The sequence below is a fragment of the Aridibaculum aurantiacum genome, from assembly GCF_017355875.1.
GTDB lineage: Bacteria > Bacteroidota > Bacteroidia > Chitinophagales > Chitinophagaceae > Segetibacter > Segetibacter aurantiacus.
In genome coordinates this window covers 2,158,777-2,175,074 of record NZ_JAFEWC010000001.1, presented here as the reverse complement: position 1 = coordinate 2,175,074, position 16,298 = coordinate 2,158,777, and the positions used below count along the sequence as shown (strand labels likewise).

The window sequence follows — 16,298 nt, the reverse complement described above, 5'->3', positions numbered from 1 at the left end:
ATAACCTCCATATTTTGTTTGTGTAAATGGGATAAAAGTCGTGCCATGCGAGTTACCTGCTTTACGCATTGCTCATACTCGATGACCTATTATTATTTCTTACCTAGCCATGCATTTACAAGTGTTGACCACTGTGCATTAGAAAATCCAAGCAATGCTGTGGTTCCTACAATAGCATTGCGAGCCTTATCCAGTAAACTACCTGTCTCTCCTGTATTGGGTACTTCATTACGTCCATGAACACCAGCAGTGATGTGATTTTTTTCCCGCATCAACATGAAATTAGATGTAGCATCATCAGAGAAAAAATGCGCTATATCTTCTTTAGCTGTAGTGGGATTATGTGCAGGACGCACAGTCATGATAATTGATTCAGAATCCAATTCTTCATCTACCTTTTCTTCTATACGCTCTACCTGTACCCAATCATAACCATCACCGGTGCTGTTACCAGGACCCGGAATATCAATTTTAAAATGATCTCGCACCTGTATAGGACGGTTTACATCATTACCATTTTCATCTGTTATCTGAAATGATGCAGTCATTAAACCTGTCAGGTCGTGCCACCTGTTTACATCTAAAAAACGTTGGCGTGCTTCCTGGTAAAATTGTCTTGCTTCTGCTGCGTCTAATAAAGTTTCAGATGCCTCTATATCAGTTTTTGCACCTACTTCCTGTTTGGGAAGTTCAGGTATCGCTTCATTCTCTTTCATCGCTATGTTGATATTTGGTTTAAATAAAAAAGCCAGGTAATGATCTTCCTGGCTTTAACATGTGAAACAACTATGGTTATTCTTCGTCTTCTTCCTCTTCTTCGCCCTCGCTTTCATTTTGCGCAGCTTGCTCATTGATGTTGTTCTCTGCCAGTTCAGTCAACAATTGATCTGTATCCTTTTCTTCTTGCAAAGTTTGTCCCAACAATTCTTTTACCTGGGGATTACCCATAGTAGCTGCAAGTGTAGCAAGGCTACCATAGCTTGCTATTTCGTAGTGTTCTACTTTTTGAGCAGCCATGATCAAACCAACGTCACGTGTCTTGGTACCTTTTTGAGTGTCTGAAATGATCTCTTCAGCTTCTCTTACCAAGCCTTCCATTGCTTCGCATTTTTTACCTTGAGCTTTTTTGCCCAACGCTTCGAACACCTGGTTAAGCCTTTCAACTTGTTGTTGTGTAACTGCAGTATGCTGTTCGAATGCTTGCTGAAGTTCAGGTGATGTAGCTGCTTTACGAAGTCTTGGTAAAACTTTTACCAGTTGCTTCTCTGCATAATACATGTCCCTCAATGATTCAAGGAACAACTCCTGGAACATTCCGGTTTCATTGATTGGTGTTGCAGCACGACCTCTTGAAGACGAAGTAGCAGCTTTTTTAGCAGCAGCCTTTTTAGGAGCAGCAGCTTTTGCTGTAGCAGCTTTTTTAGGTGCTGCTTTAGAACCGCCTGAAGATTTAGAAGCTGAAGTGCTTCCGCTTTTAGATCCGCTGCCAGAAGAACCTTTTCCTGATGAAGAAGAGGATTTTGTTGCACTCTTCTTGTTTGTAGTTTTTGCCATGGTTTTTGATTTTCTGGTTTATTCACCCATGTCTAAAAAATTAATGCCATTTACTCAGAATCAATTGAATATAAACATGCTGATTTTTTTCCACACGAACTGGTTGTAATACATACATCTGCTTATAAACAACATCAATCATTCATCATCAAAGTTTTACAAAGCAGGATTTGAATGCATAAAAAAAGCCGGCTATTTGCCGGCTGCTATAATTAATTCAATGGTTACTTAATCTTCTGATGTGATTGGATCGAGGAATACTACCTGCGTTACTGCCTCCAGGTTCAGTGGTCCGTATATATGAGGGTACTCCTGGTTGTATGATTCGTTGTGCTCGTAACGCAAAGGCTGTGTAACTCTTGCTGGATCGATGACCAGCTTGATAAGGTTTTCATGCTGTTCGAAATGCCGTTTCATTACATGATCCAATTGTTCATCGGTACAGCAATGTATAAATCCATCTTTTTGAAATGAAGGAGGATCGTAAACACCTTTGTCCTGGGCCTCTTCCCATTCGGGTAGGGTTGTAAGATGATAAATTACGGGTGCATCCATAACGTCTTAATTTTGTGGTTAATGAATTCGATTTATTTTTTGTTCGAGTAGCATACAATCTGCTAAAACCAGCGCCGTTACTGCTTCCAGCACTACCGGCACGCGTAAAGCTATACATAAGTCATGCCTCCCACGAACAGCAAATGCCTCTTGTTCTCCTGTGTTCCAATTAAGTGTTTGTTGCTCTTTAGGTGTAGATGAAGTGGGTTTTACAGCTACTCTATAAACCAGCTCGTTGCCGTTTGTTATTCCACCTACTACACCACCTGCATGATTGGTACGTGTAGTACCTTTCATATCTTCTATAGCATCATTGTGTTCGCTTCCAAACATATTTGCTGCTGCAAAGCCTGTCCCGAATTCTACACCACGAATAGCAGGGATGGCAAATACAGCATGCGCTAATAAACTTTCAACCGAATCGAAAAATGGTTCACCTAAGCCAACAGGTAAACCATTCACTTTACATTCCACTACTCCACCTATAGTGTCTTTAGCATTAATGGCTTTTTGAAGTCCTTTATCAATGTCTGCTTCACCACCAATTGCAGTAATATTTGCTTGTACTTGTACCGCAGGCATCAGCTTCTTTGCTATAACACCTGCTGCTACCAAGCCAAGCGTAAGGCGTCCGCTAAAATGACCACCACCCCTGAAGTCTTCATAGGTGCCAAATTTCTGATGTGCTACCCAATCAGCATGACCTGGCCGTGGCACATCGCGGAGTTTCTCGTAATCTGAACTGCGTGTATTGTTGTTTTCAAAAAGAATGGTGATTGGAGCACCAGTCGTTTTGTTATTGAAAATGCCGGATTTGAAAATGGGAAGATCTTCCTCTTTTCGTGGAGTTGTTCCTTTAGCGCCGCCTTGCCTTCTTTTAAGATCAGGTAAAAAATCTTCTATGGTTAATGATAATCCTGCCGGGCAACCATCTATTGTTACGCCTACACTTTCACCATGCGATTCACCGAAAATATGGATGCGATAGATCCTGCCGAAACTATTCAATTGCTTGTTTGTTGATGTGCAGTAAAATTACACAACCTCTACAGTAGCACCTAAACTTTTCAAATGATCGTAAACAGCCTTGTAAGATTTATTCACTGATTCTGCTGCAGAAATTTCGGTTATTCCATCAGCTCGTAATCCAGCAACAGCACACGCCATAGCTATACGATGATCGTGATGAGAATAAACCTGTGCACCTCTTACTACACCACCACCGTTAATGATCATCAGGTCGCCTTGCAGTTCTACCTCCACTCCCATTTTACCAAGCTCCTGCTGGATAGCTACTGCACGGTTGCTCTCTTTATGCGTCAACCTGTGTGTGCCTTCAATTACAGATTTACCATTACAAAAAGCAGCAAGTGCCGCTACAGGAGGAAACAGATCGGGGCATTGAATAGCGTTGAAATGAAACGGCTTTAGAGGAGCAGGTCCTACTTCTATAACATCTTCCCTTACCGAAAGCCTGCAGCCACTATCCATCAAAACCTGAAGGATAGCTTTATCGGCCTGGCTGGAAAAAACATCTAAACCGGTTACTTCTATATCACCAGCAATAGCACCTGCTACCAGCAAAAATGCAGCACCACTCCAGTCGCCCTCTATAGAAAATTGCTGCGGCGTATAATTCACCTCCTGTGGCTGGAAGTGAAACTTTTCATAGTCATCATGAGTGATCTTCCTGCCAAAGCTTTCCATTACCTGCAGTGTAAGATCTATATAAGGTTTGCTGGTAAGCTCTTTTACAGTAATGGTTACAGGCTCTGTTACAGCAGCTCCAAAAGCCATTAATAAACCTGTTAGGAACTGTGAGCTTAGCGAACCATCAATTTCTATATTGGTTGGTTGTAACGGCCCTTTTATATGAAGTGGTAGCTTACCACCAGATGAAGTGCATTCAACATTTAGCTGTGGAAGTACTTGTTCAAAGAAATCCATAGGACGGGTTACAAGGCTGCCCTCACCGGTAATGGTAAGTGCGGAAGGAGACAGTGCAGCTATGGGTGTGAACATTCTTGATGACAGGCCACTTTCGCCACAGTGTATAGCTCCTTCTTTTGGCTGAACACCTTCACTTGTAATAGCAATATTGCCATCCTCTAAAAATTCAACAACTGCTCCCAGCTTTTGAATGATATCCAATGCTGCTTCATCATCATTATTCAGAGAAGGATTTATGATAGTGCTTCTGCCTTTGGCCAATAATGCCGCTGCACATGCACGTTGCATCAGGCTTTTACTTCCCGGCGCCTGTACTTTTCCTGATATAGTAGAAGGGGTTATTCTTGCGATCATCTTAGCCTCTGCTTTAGCGGTCTATAATTGCTGCCAGTTCATCAAATCCTATTGGATGAACAATGGCTTTTCCAATCTTTTGCAACAGGATATAATTGACCTGCTGACCTTGTTTCTTTTTATCTGCCTGTAATATCTTATAAGTGGCCTCTTTGTCAAAATCAAACTGTGGTGGAAGGCCATACTGCTTTAGTAACTGTAGCACTTCTGCTGTTTCTTTGAAACCATTAACGGCTGATGAAACCTTACATGCCACACCCATACCTATGCTGATTGCGTGACCGTGTGGTATCTGGTAAAGGTTTTCTATAGCGTGTCCAATGGTATGACCAAAATTCAGCAGCTTCCGTTCTCCCTGTTCAAACTCATCCTGCTGTACCACCTTTATTTTGATGTCTGCATTGTGCCTTATAAGTTTAGCTAATGCAGCCGGATCTTTTTGAAAGGTTCTGATTTTTTGCTGCTGCAGTTCTACAAACATTTTCCTGTCCTTGATGCAGCTATGCTTAATGATCTCGGCAAAGCCGTTGATCCATTCTTCGGTAGGCAAAGTAGCAAGCAGTGAATAATCGTATAGAAGAAAAGACGGCTGGCGAATGAGGCCCACCATGTTCTTATACATTCCTACATCAACACCATTCTTACCACCAATGGCTGCATCTACCATAGCCAGTATGCTGGTTGGAACGAAACCAAAGGAAATACCGCGCATAAAAATACCGGCTACATAGCCGGTAATATCTGTTATAACGCCACCACCTACACCTACCAAAGTAGTCTTCCTGTCAGCGCCCAATGCTATCATCTGCTCAATCACATTATCTACCGTAGACTGGTTCTTATGCGCTTCGCCTGCAGGCAAAATGATAACCTTCCACTGTGCAAACTTCTTTTTGTGCTTGCCGTGGACGTTCTCATCTGTAAGTATGATTGTTTGTTCTTTTGGTACCAGCTTTTCCAGTTCAGCAAAAGCAGTATCAAAATAAAAATGTACAGTAGCAGAAGAAAATTGGATCGTCTTTTTCATCTAAGGAAGTTCTGGTTTTGAAAGGCAAGAACTAGCTGTTGTAGATCTTAGTCTGGTGGTTGATACTCTCCAGGTGAATAGCATCGAAATAGCGTGTAAGGAACTCTTTGCTTAAGCCAAGTTCTTCTGCTTTATTAAATGCCCTTTCTAATATTTCCGTCCAGCGCTTTGCCTGCAGAATGGTAACGTTGTTCTCTTTTTTGTATTCGCCTATCAGGTCTGCCAATTTCATTCTCCTGCTCACCAGTTGCAGCAGTTCATCATCTACATGATCTATCTGGGTACGCAGCTTTTCAAAGGCGGTGATGGTTTCAGGAGCGATAGCATCTTCAGTTCGCCAGTTAATCCCTTCCAGTAACTCCAAGAGTCGCTCAGGCGTAACCTGCTGTTTTGCATCACTCCACGCATTATCCGGATCAACATGACTTTCCAGCATCACGCCGTCAAAATCAAGATCAATAGCTTTTTGCGCAACGCGCTGCAACATGTGCCTGTTACCACAAATATGGCTCGGATCATTTATCATGAGCATACCCGGGTGACGCAGCTTCATATCAATGGCAAGATGCCACATAGGAGCATTTCGAAATTCTGTATTACCATAAGAAGAGAAACCACGGTGTATAAGCCCAATTTTCTCTACCCCTGCTTTGGCAACTCTTTCTACAGCACCACCCCACAGTTCCAAATCGGGGTTAATTGGATTTTTTATTAGTACAGGAACCTTTACACCTTGTAGTGCATCGGCTACTTCCTGTACACTAAAAGGATTAACAGTCGTTCTTGCACCAACCCAAAGAATATCTACATCATGTTTAAGTGCTTCTTCTACTTGTTTACCTGTAGCCACTTCTATCGCTGTAGGCAAACCGGTTATTTCTTTTGCCTGCTGAAGCCAGGGCAATCCCTGAACTCCTACACCTTCAAAACTTCCGGGTCTTGTACGCGGCTTCCAGATGCCGGCGCGTAGTACATCTACTTTACCTGTAGCTTTCAATCGTATGGCAGTTGCTAAAACTTGTTCTTCTGTTTCGGCACTGCATGGGCCTGAAATAATCAAAGGTTTCTTACTCAAAACCTTTGATATATCTGTTACAACCATTTTCTCTCTTTCCATCTCACTTATTCTTTTCACCACAAACCTGGTGGCAATACTATTTGTTTAAAAGAAAATTATCCCCTGCTGTTTGCATCATTCATCCTGATCCTTCTGCCTTTGAATGGTTTACCATCCAATGCCTTGATCATTTTGTTTGCAGCAGTTTTATCTATTTCAATCCAGCTGTTCATTTCCTTCATATCGATCCTTCCCAGAACATCCTTTTTCAGGTCGCTCATGTCAAGAATAAACTGCAGGAAGCTGGCTTTATAAAAACCATCTTTTGTTCCAAGGTTTACAAACAGGCGCTGGAAATCTCCGTTGCCAAATTCACGTCCACGAGTGTCGCGGCGGCGGGTTTGATCTCGGTCGTCCCTTGCACCAGACCTCATGTCCCTCGACTGCCTGCTGCTTTCGCGAACATTCAGATCTTCAGCATTCTCATAGTATTTCAGGAACCTGTCAAATTCCATTGCAGCTACACGCTTCAGAACCTCTTCTTTTGAAACATCAGCAAACTTCTCTTGCAGCATAGGCAGGTAAGTTTCGTAATCGCCATGGCTGATATCTGCCTGCAGCAGTTTGTCCATAAAGAAGAAGAACTGCTTACGACATACATCCTTACCACTTGGAATATCCAATTTGTGGAAAGGCTGCTGTACGATCTTTTCTATCTGGCGCAGTTTAAACACCTCACGTGAGTGAACGATAGACAAGCTAATTCCATGTTTGCCCGCCCTACCAGTACGACCACTTCTGTGCGTGTATACTTCTACATCGTCTGGCAATTCGTAATTAATTACGTGCGTAATACCCGATACATCAATACCTCTTGCAGCTACGTCTGTAGCTATCAGCAATTGCAAGGTCTTGTCGCGGAATTGACCCATTACCTTGTCGCGCTGTCCTTGGGTAAGGTCACCGTGCAAAGCATCTATATCATATCCTTCACGTGTAAGTTTTTCCGAAATATCCTGTGCATCCAGCTTTGTACGGGTGAATACAATGCCATAGATACCTGGGTTAAAATCAATGATCCTTTTCAGCGTTTCGTACCTGTTGTGCGCAGATGTAACATAATACTGGTGATCAATGTTCACATTACCTGTATTGGCCTTACCCACTGTTACTTCCACCGGCTGAGTCATGTAGCGCTTGCTTACCTGTTTTACTTCAGGTGGCATTGTAGCACTAAACAGCCAGGTGCTTTCACGGTTAGGAGTGTTCTTAAGAATGAATTCTATATCATCCCTGAAACCCATGTTTAGCATTTCATCAGCCTCATCCAGTACCACGTACTTGATTTGCTCCAGGTCTACAGCCTTACGCTCTATCAGGTCAATCAACCTTCCTGGTGTTGCAACTACTATCTGTACACCCCTTCTCAGGTCGCGGATCTGCATGCTGATACTAGTACCGCCATATACGGCTACCACGTGCATGCCTTTGATATAAGTTTTAAATTGTTCCAGGTCCTTTACGATCTGCAAGCAGAGTTCGCGTGTTGGACATACAATAAGCGCCTGTGGAAATTTATTTTGAACCTCTATTAGTTGTAATAATGGTAAACCAAATGCTGCAGTCTTTCCTGTTCCTGTTTGTGCTAATCCTACAAAGTCTTTCGTTCCACTGAGTAATACAGGGATAGCCTTTTCCTGAATAGGAGTTGGGGTCACAAATCCCAACTCTGTGGTTGCCTGTATCAACTTTTCATTGATACCCAACCCTTCAAATGTCATCATGTAATAAAAATTTGCCGCGAAGTTAATATTATTTAAGCCGCTACACGCAGCTATTGTTGTTACTGTTGTGGTAAGAATAGCGGTAAATCTTTATACAACAGTTGCTAAAACCCAATTGGAAGTGAAGCAAAAAAATAAAGCCATCCCTAAGAATAAGGACGGCCTCTAACGATTGCTTGCCATATAAAATTCTTCCTATACTGCCTTTACTGCAAGCCTTAGTAAAACAGCAAATATTTTTAAGATGTAGTTTTTACACTTATTTATACAAGAAGTAGTCCTTTGGTAACCCTAAAACTTATATATTATTTTTTGCTATGCAAAAGATGTAGAAATAAAAGAGGCTATCCACTTTTAGGTGAGATAGCCTCTTATAAACTTTAGCCCTGCCTTTTTCAGACAAGTGCTACAATTATAATCCAGAACCAGTACCTGTAGTATCAGTACCGATAGTAGTTGTAGTATCTACTGGAGTTAAGCTTGTAGTGTCAACTGTAGTAGTAGTTGTAGTTGAATCAGCGTCAGTAGTTGATTCACCACTGTTGCAAGCAACGAAAGATCCTAAAACCAGGATAGCTAATAACTTTTTCATTGTGTGTTAATTTAAAATTGTTGATGATTTAATGTTAATACCTGGAGGAGATAAAAGGTAACCCCACTTTTTTAAAAAATTTTTCTTTGGCCTTTAACCATTTATTTTGGGTTACTTTTTAAGATACCTGTGTATTAAAACATGTAGAGTGAAAGCTGAATTTAACGAGCAACAATTACTGATCGGACTGGCACAAAATGATCCTAAGGCCATAGAAACAATCTACAAGAATAACTTCAACATGGTTCAGACGTTCGTTTTAAACAACAATGGATCATATGATGATGCACGGGATATATTCCAGGAGGCGATGATTGTATTGTATGAAAATGTGAAAATGGAATCATTTGTCCTCACCTGCCAGATTAAAACATATGTTTATTCTATTTGCAGGCGTCTTTGGTTAAAGCGTCTTCAACATATAAATAGGTTTAGTGGCAAAGTAGAAAGCCTGGAGGAAACAGTACCTGTAGAGGAAGATATTGAGATACAGGAAAAGCGCAATGCAGATTTTGCTATTATGGAGCGTGCTTTAGGAAGTTTGGGTGAACCATGTAAAAGCTTATTGGAAGCTTATTACTTACAGAAGAAAGGGATGACGGAGATAGCTGAAACTTTTGGTTACACAAACGCTGACAACGCCAAGAACCAGAAATACAAATGCCTCGTAAGACTGAAGAAACTATTCTTTGCACAATATAATATAGGAGAGTAAGTGATGGAAGACATTTTATTATTCGATGCCATTGAGCGCTACCTGGACGGCAAGATGAGTGCTGAAGAAAAGGCGTGGTTCGAAGATTTGCGTAACAACAACCCTGAAGTGGATCAACTGGTAGTAGAGCACAACATGTTCCTGCACCAGATGGATAACTATTCTTCGACCCGTGCTTTTAAGCATGAACTGCAAAATGTTCACTGCCAACTGGTAGCTTCAGGTGCAATCAAAGAAACACCGGCCGGTTCAGAAAGCAAGGTGATCCTTCTTTGGAGGAAATACAAGCGTGTAACTGCCATTGCTGCTATCATTGCATTTGTCACTACCTTATTCATTAGTAGCCTTGTTAGTTATTATGCACCGGCAAAAGCAGATAAAGAAATCCGCGAATTGTCAAGGGTTGTAAAAGATCTGCACCTGAAAGTAAATGTTCAGAACAGCGAGATCAACCAGATAAAGACAAAAGTGCCTTTAGAAGAAAAAGCTAAAGGTGGTGGCACAAGCTTTCTTATTGATGGAAGTGGTTTATTGGTTACCAATGCGCATGTTGTTCGCGGTGCATCAACCATTTTATTACAGAATACCAAAGGCCAGCAGTTTAAAGCTACCATTGTACACCTGGATGAGGCGAAAGATCTTGCTATTCTTAAAATAGAAGATGCAGACTACAAACCTTTCGCACAGTTACCGTACAGCATTCGCAACACAAGCCTCGACCTTGGTGAACCCATCTTTACATTAGGATATCCAAGAGATGAAATTGTGTACAATGAAGGATATACAAGTGCTAAGACTGGCTTTAACGGTGATACCGTAACCTGCCAGATAGCAGTAGCTGCAAACCCAGGTAATAGTGGCGGGCCGGTGTTAAATAAAAATGGTGAAGTAGTTGGTGTAGTTAGTACCTCACAAACTACAGCTGAAGGTGTTGTTTTCGCTATCAAGTCAAAAAATATTCACCAGGCGCTTGATGAACTAAAAAGAGATACTTCTTTCCAGAAAACAAAATTGCCTGCGGCCTCAAGCCTGAAAGGTCTTGACCGTGTGCAGCAAATAAAGCAGATACAGGATTGCGTATTTATGGTTAAAACATTTACCCGCTAATCCCTTATTGAAATATATTCTTCAAGTCCTGCCCTACCGGCGGGACTTTTTTGTGACATATATTTCCTTTGGCACAACCAGAAAACCGGAGGATAAGAAAGAATAAATTATAATCGTCATATAGAGTAGCAAATAGTAAATTAGCTGAACAGATTTCAACACTTAAAACCAGTCTATATGTCAAGAATGCTATTTCTCATGCTGTTGCTACTACCCGCAGCGTTTGTAAGTGGTCAAAATGTAAATTCCGGCCGGAAGAGTATAGATGTAGACCAGATGAATGGGCCGATATTCATGACCACATCCAGCAATACTGTATTTCCTCAAGATAAATATTTGCGCGTAGTAGAAGGCTCTCCTTTCTTCAACAACTCGTGGCTGAAGAGTAATTACATTAACCCTGTAACGAAAAAGAATGTCATCATGCGCCTCGACCTGCTTTCGAACGAGGTACATTATAAAGATGAGAATGGTAATATTCTTATATCCACAACACCTATTAAACAATTACTGCTGGTAGATACAGTCAGAAATATTCAATACCACTTCCTTCATTCATCAGTTTTAGACTCTGACAAAAAGCTAATTGATGGCTGGTACCAGGAGATCATTTTTGGCAAAGCGTCTCTTTACAAACATCATGGAAAACAGGTAACAGAAACACTACCATATGGCCAGGCTACATATGAGCAGAAGATCTTTACAGTATCTACATATTACGTAATGAAAGATAATGAACTGGTAAAACTGAAAAAGATCAACGACCTGGAGAATGTACTGTATGAGCGTTCAAAAGAAGTGGCAGCTTATTTAAAATCTAAAAAGCTGAAGGGCAAAGATGATGAAGATTATTATGATACCATCAGCATGTATAACCAGTTATTCACCAGATAATATTCTTTATGAGGTTCTACTTCATGTTGTTATTCCTGGGGTGCATCACCTTCCAATCATCCGCTCAGATGTCGTTTGGCAGGGGGCGTGCAATTGACATAACTAATTATGATGCAGCCATCTTTTTTGCACAAACACGAGGTGCCAACTTACCACTAGACAGGTATGTAAAAACGGTAGAAGGAACGCCTTATTTAACGCAAGGCTGGATGAAAAGCAATTTTGTGTACGAGGACGAGCCTGGCAGACATATTATGATGCGCCTGGACCTGGTGAACAATGAATTGCATTTCCAGGATGCAGAAGGAAGAGAACAACTGGCCGTAACCCGCATTAAAGAACTCTACCTGGTAGATACACAGCATCAAGTCCAGTATCACTTTGTTCACTCGTCAGCCATTCCTACTTCTCACAAGAAGATCAATGCGTGGTACCAACAGGTAATAGCGGGTAAAGCTTCTTTATACAAGTTTTACAACAAACAAATTTTTGAATCACTTCCTTATGGGCAAGCTACCTATGAGCAGAGGATTGCAACCGTACCACAATATTTTGTTTTGAAAGATGAGGTTCTGACGCGGGTAAAAAAGTTTAAAGACCTGGAGGATATTTTATACGATAAGCCTAAAGAGATACAAGCTGCCATAAAGAAGTCTGGAGCTAAAGAAAAAACAGATGATGATTATTATGACATCATCACTTACTACAATTCATTATTCAAATAAAGCGATGAATTATTTTGGCTAATGTTTTGCCTGCTAGTTAGCTATGCTCACTTTGTTTCCAGTAGAACCGATTTATCCTGCAGGATTTTCCTATACACCCAACTTTATTAGTCAAAGCGAAGAAGAGCATTTGCTGGAAGTTGCAAAGCAGATACCTCTCCACAACATGCAGTTCAAAGAATATGTAGCTAATAGACGAGTTGCTAGTTTTGGATACGATTACAGCTTCGACAATGGCAGATTAACGCAAGGAAAAGAGATACCGGCTGAGTTTCAGTTCCTGGTCAAAAAAGTGACAGATTATTTACAACTGCCTTCGACTGCTATTGCAGAATTACTAGTAACAGAATATCAACCAGGAACAGTTATCAACTGGCATAGGGATGCTCCTCCTTTTGGCTTGATTGCAGGCATTTCACTTTTATCAAGCTGCAACTTTCGCTTAAGACCTCATGAAAAAGAAAAGCAGTCACGCGCTAATACTATTTCTCTTACAGTAGAACCGAGGTCGCTTTACGTAATGGATGGTGAAGCACGAACTGCATGGCAGCATAGCATATCACCGGTAAAATCTACGCGCTATTCTATTACTTTACGTACACTAAAAGACACCTAAGCATACATTCGCTTTACTTCCTGCACCAGCGCCAGGTTCTTTTGAAGCAAGTGCTTCAGGTTTGCTTTCACAAGCTCCCCCATAGATTTACAATGTAGATGCCTGGCACTTTTCAAATGATCAGCTAGTTCGTTTTTTAGCTGGGACAATTTTTCATCACTGGAAATTTCGTCGGCGGACATAATATTCAGCAGGTCGAGCAGCCTGTAGCGAATGATGGTTAGGCGTGAAGCCATTAGCGTTCGCTCTTCCATCTGGTACTGCTCTACTGATTCTTTTGTAAGAGCGCTAACAACTGTTTGCACAAACGGCAGGTTCTCTTTGAAAAACTGCGGCCTGTAAAGGTTTTTCCTCGCTTCATATGATTGCTGGTCGAAATCAATTGCTCTAAAGCGGTACTGCACATCTTCTACATCTGGTATCACATTCACCACAAAATTGTAGCTGCGCATATCGCCCAACAAGCGTACAAAGCACCGCTCGTTGAACTTCACAAACTCTTTGGCAAGTCTTACCAGGTTTGTTTCCGGTTGGTCAAGATATTTATTGATGAATATATCACCAGGAATACCAGGAATATGTTCTTCAATCAAAGTTCCTTGCGAGGTGAAATATGTAAGACGGTTTGGTGAAAGCAGATGCTCCAACTCCAGCCCATAAATACGCGAAGCATCTGCCTTCTTTACATAAAAGTGATCGTAGTTATTGTTGGTCTTATTGATGATCTTGATCCGAAAAGGATTTGAATTTCCAAACGGACAGTAGTCTATTGACTGCACATCCAGGTTCTTAGTATAGGTAGGATCCCCTTTCGTTTTCAGAATAGAATAAATATTCACCAATCCTTCCCGCAGGTATTCCCAATCACGTATTTCATACAAAACCTGCTCCCAATCTGTAAAGTTCCCGTTCTTATCTTTTATCGGAACCGAATAGTTCATCCGGTTCAGGTCGTTGTATGTTACAGGCAGCCTTACTTCGCGGCCATACGTTTTCAGGTATGTACGTAAGGAGTCTCCTATCGGGTAAAAAGGCTTCTTTAGTAAGGTGAAAACTTCATTATCCTCACGCTCTCCTACTCCATTTGCAATCATAATTAAAATTTACCCGTGCAAGTTATAAGCTATTGCACGGGTATAATATGACTGTTGCAGTAAAAAAGCTGACCACCGTCAGTGAAAGCTACTGGTCGATCTTCTTATCGGGCTGCTGCATAAATGGTTTCAGGAGGTCTATTGGTACCGGGAAAATGGTTGTAGAATTGTTCTCAACAGCAATTTCACGAAGCGTTTGCAGGTAACGAAGTGTAAGAGCACTTGGCTGGTCACTCAAAACTTTGGCTGCATCAGACAAACGCTGCGAAGCCTGAAATTCTCCTTCAGCGGCAATTACTTTACTTCTTCTTTCGCGTTCTGCTTCAGCCTGGCGTGCCATTGCACGTTGCATTTCCTGCGGCAGGTCTATCTGCTTCACTTCCACGTTGCTCACTTTTATTCCCCATGGTTCTGTTTGAGAATCGATTATCTCCTGTAGCCTATGATTAATTTTTTCTCTTTGCGATAAAAGATCATCCAGTTCTGACTGGCCCAGAACACTTCGCAAAGTAGTTTGAGAAATCTGAGATGTAGCCACCATAAAGTTCTCTACTTCAATAATTGCTTTTTCTGGTTGTATAACCCTGAAGTAGATAACGGCATTCACTTTTATGGAAACATTGTCTTCGGTAATAACATCTTGTGGTGGCACGTCCATAACTACTGTCCGCAGGCTAACTTTCACCATTTTTTCAATGATGGGCACAAGAAGTATCAAGCCTGGGCCACGAACGCCAACCATTCGGCCTAACCTGAATACAACGCCTCGTTCATATTCATTGAGAATGCGGATGGCGCTTCCAAGGATGTACAATGAGAACAGAATTACAATAATGAGAACAATTGGTACGTCTTGCATAACTGGTGGTTTTGTTTACTAATGATGTTTCTATCCTGTTGGTTCAAATTTATCATCTAGCCTGGTGCTTCTGTACTTGGAGCTGCACCTTATATATCCACTTGCTCAACCAGCAGCTTCAGGTTATTCACTGCTGTCACTTTCACTTTGGCTCCTTTTGTTATTAACCCCGATGTTGACTCTGCAGACCATAACTCACCATGTACGCGCACCATTCCTGCCGGCTCCAGTGGTGCTATTACCTCACCTATTTTTCCAACCAGCCCCTCAACACCGGTAGTTACTTTTGCCTTTTGTGCCTTTAGTCCAAGCCCAATTATTCCAAGGAAAAAAGCAGAAGTTACCAGCACTGTACTTATGATTACGCTCCATGAAATACGTGCAAACTCCAATGCCGACTCGGTTCGTATAAGCATAATGGAACCTAATACCAATGAAACAACTGCGCCCACTCCCAGCAAACCATTGCTGACGATCTTTAACTCTAGTATGAAAAGTATAATGGCGAAAATGATGAGAGCGAGGCCGGCATAATTTACCGGCAGTGTATGCATTGAATAAAATGCAAGGATAAGGCAGATAACGCCTACTATACCCGGCACCATGGTAGATGGATTGTAGAGCTCGAACATGATACCATAGAAACCTAACATCATTAATATATAAGCCATGTTAGGATCGCTTATCATATTCAATATGCGTTCAAAGAGGCTCATTTCAATATGCTCTACTTCTGCATCAGCAGTTTTTAAAACAGCGGTACCTGTTACCGTCTCAATAGATCTGCCATCTATCTGCTTAAGCAATTCCTTTTCTGATGGCGATACAAGATCAACTACCCTCTTATCCAGCGCTTCAATCTCAGTTATAGATACACTATTTCTTACCGCATCTTCGGCCCAGTCAAGGTTTCGCTTCCGCTTTTCTGCAATGGACCGAATAAAGGCTGCAGCATCATTGGTAGCCTTACTATTCATGGTAGAATCCATATGCCCTTGCGAGCTTACAGGGTGTGCTGCACCTATATTGGTAGAAGGAGCCATAGCAGCAATATGCGCAGCCATGGTAATGAAAACACCTGCAGAGCCGGCATGTGCTCCACCTGGCGAAACATATACAACTACAGGTACTGGAGATTCAAGTATATCACTAACAATAACACGTGTTGATTTTAATAACCCGCCCGGTGTGTTCAACCGGATGATCAGGCATTGAGCATTGGACTCTGCTGCCCTATCGATACCACTTTTAATGAATGCAGCTGACGCAGGATTAATAGAACCATCTACTTTGATGGAGAGAACTTTTTGCGCCCCTGCAAAAACAGGAAGCAACAATAACAGCAGGTATAGAAAGCATCTTACCAATTGACAGTTGGTTTAGTGAACTTAAGCTACCAGTGTAAGATAAATAAA

The 16,298-nt window shown here is 41.6% G+C and carries 18 protein-coding genes; 6 read left to right on the top strand and 12 right to left on the bottom strand.

The features are described 5' to 3' along the window. Positions 1-92: 92 nt before the first annotated feature. Positions 93-716 (bottom strand): hypothetical protein, encoded by a 624-nt coding sequence (locus tag J4N22_RS09075; RefSeq protein ID WP_207493615.1) that lies wholly within the window; start codon positions 714-716, stop codon positions 93-95. A 76-nt stretch (positions 717-792) separates the two neighbouring features. Continuing rightward, complete coding sequence (locus J4N22_RS19930) at positions 793-1,278, bottom strand: YciE/YciF ferroxidase family protein (RefSeq protein WP_242692108.1); 486 nt, start codon at positions 1,276-1,278, stop codon at positions 793-795. Here J4N22_RS19930 and J4N22_RS19925 point away from each other — a divergent pair. Next, positions 1,277-1,663: a hypothetical protein gene (locus J4N22_RS19925; protein ID WP_242692107.1), complete on the top strand. Its 387-nt coding sequence runs from the start codon at positions 1,277-1,279 to the stop codon at positions 1,661-1,663. The two genes, J4N22_RS19930 and J4N22_RS19925, sit on opposite strands and share 2 nt — an antisense overlap. Positions 1,664-1,782: 119 nt before the next feature. On the opposite strand, the gene J4N22_RS09065 is transcribed toward J4N22_RS19925, so the two are convergent. The 7 genes from J4N22_RS09065 to J4N22_RS09035 all read right to left on the bottom strand — a co-directional run bounded on the left by J4N22_RS09065 (position 1,783) and on the right by J4N22_RS09035 (position 8,873). Then, a complete protein-coding gene (locus J4N22_RS09065; RefSeq protein ID WP_207493611.1) occupies positions 1,783-2,109 on the bottom strand; it encodes a DUF952 domain-containing protein in 327 nt (108 codons plus the stop codon). An 18-nt stretch (positions 2,110-2,127) separates the two neighbouring features. Further along, positions 2,128-3,117 (bottom strand): chorismate synthase, encoded by a 990-nt coding sequence (locus J4N22_RS09060; protein WP_207493609.1) that lies wholly within the window; start codon positions 3,115-3,117, stop codon positions 2,128-2,130. Positions 3,118-3,144: 27 nt separating this feature from the next. Further along, the gene (gene aroA / locus J4N22_RS09055; RefSeq protein WP_207493607.1) at positions 3,145-4,413 is read right to left on the bottom strand and encodes a 3-phosphoshikimate 1-carboxyvinyltransferase; all 1,269 of its coding nucleotides are present in this window, start codon (positions 4,411-4,413) and stop codon (positions 3,145-3,147) included. Positions 4,414-4,426: 13 nt separating this feature from the next. After that, positions 4,427-5,440: a 3-dehydroquinate synthase gene (aroB, locus tag J4N22_RS09050; RefSeq protein ID WP_207493606.1), complete on the bottom strand. Its 1,014-nt coding sequence runs from the start codon at positions 5,438-5,440 to the stop codon at positions 4,427-4,429. Positions 5,441-5,471: 31 nt separating this feature from the next. After that, entirely contained in the window at positions 5,472-6,557 is a 1,086-nt protein-coding gene (locus tag J4N22_RS09045) for a chorismate mutase (protein WP_242692106.1), read from the bottom strand. Positions 6,558-6,613: 56 nt separating this feature from the next. Then, positions 6,614-8,281, bottom strand: a complete 1,668-nt coding sequence (locus J4N22_RS09040; RefSeq protein WP_207493604.1) for a DEAD/DEAH box helicase — start codon at positions 8,279-8,281, stop codon at positions 6,614-6,616. A 412-nt stretch (positions 8,282-8,693) separates the two neighbouring features. Continuing rightward, the gene (locus J4N22_RS09035; RefSeq protein WP_207493603.1) at positions 8,694-8,873 is read right to left on the bottom strand and encodes a hypothetical protein; all 180 of its coding nucleotides are present in this window, start codon (positions 8,871-8,873) and stop codon (positions 8,694-8,696) included. Between the two features lie 148 nt (positions 8,874-9,021). On the opposite strand from J4N22_RS09035, the gene J4N22_RS09030 reads away from it, so the two are divergent. From J4N22_RS09030 to J4N22_RS09010, 5 genes are all read left to right on the top strand, one after another. After that, entirely contained in the window at positions 9,022-9,588 is a 567-nt protein-coding gene (locus J4N22_RS09030; RefSeq protein WP_207493601.1) for a sigma-70 family RNA polymerase sigma factor, read from the top strand. 3 nt (positions 9,589-9,591) lie between these two features. Further along, the gene (locus J4N22_RS09025; RefSeq protein WP_207493599.1) at positions 9,592-10,695 is read left to right on the top strand and encodes a S1C family serine protease; all 1,104 of its coding nucleotides are present in this window, start codon (positions 9,592-9,594) and stop codon (positions 10,693-10,695) included. 177 nt (positions 10,696-10,872) lie between these two features. Then, positions 10,873-11,589, top strand: a complete 717-nt coding sequence (locus J4N22_RS09020; protein WP_207493597.1) for a hypothetical protein — start codon at positions 10,873-10,875, stop codon at positions 11,587-11,589. An 8-nt stretch (positions 11,590-11,597) separates the two neighbouring features. Continuing rightward, complete coding sequence (locus J4N22_RS09015; RefSeq protein WP_207493596.1) at positions 11,598-12,314, top strand: hypothetical protein; 717 nt, start codon at positions 11,598-11,600, stop codon at positions 12,312-12,314. A 43-nt stretch (positions 12,315-12,357) separates the two neighbouring features. Further along, positions 12,358-12,930 carry an alpha-ketoglutarate-dependent dioxygenase AlkB gene (locus J4N22_RS09010; RefSeq protein WP_207493595.1) on the top strand — a complete coding sequence of 191 codons (573 nt, stop codon included), beginning with the start codon at positions 12,358-12,360 and terminating at the stop codon, positions 12,928-12,930. Here the strand turns inward: J4N22_RS09010 and J4N22_RS09005 are convergent. From J4N22_RS09005 to J4N22_RS08995, 3 genes are all read right to left on the bottom strand, one after another. Then, positions 12,927-14,024, bottom strand: coding sequence for a hypothetical protein (locus J4N22_RS09005; RefSeq protein WP_207493594.1), 1,098 nt, complete (start codon positions 14,022-14,024; stop codon positions 12,927-12,929). The genes J4N22_RS09010 and J4N22_RS09005 overlap by 4 nt on opposite strands. 88 nt (positions 14,025-14,112) lie before the next feature. Continuing rightward, a complete protein-coding gene (locus tag J4N22_RS09000) occupies positions 14,113-14,883 on the bottom strand; it encodes a slipin family protein (RefSeq protein ID WP_207493593.1) in 771 nt (256 codons plus the stop codon). Between the two features lie 89 nt (positions 14,884-14,972). Further along, positions 14,973-16,250, bottom strand: coding sequence for an NfeD family protein (locus J4N22_RS08995; protein ID WP_207493592.1), 1,278 nt, complete (start codon positions 16,248-16,250; stop codon positions 14,973-14,975). Between the last annotated feature and the right edge of the window lie 48 nt (positions 16,251-16,298).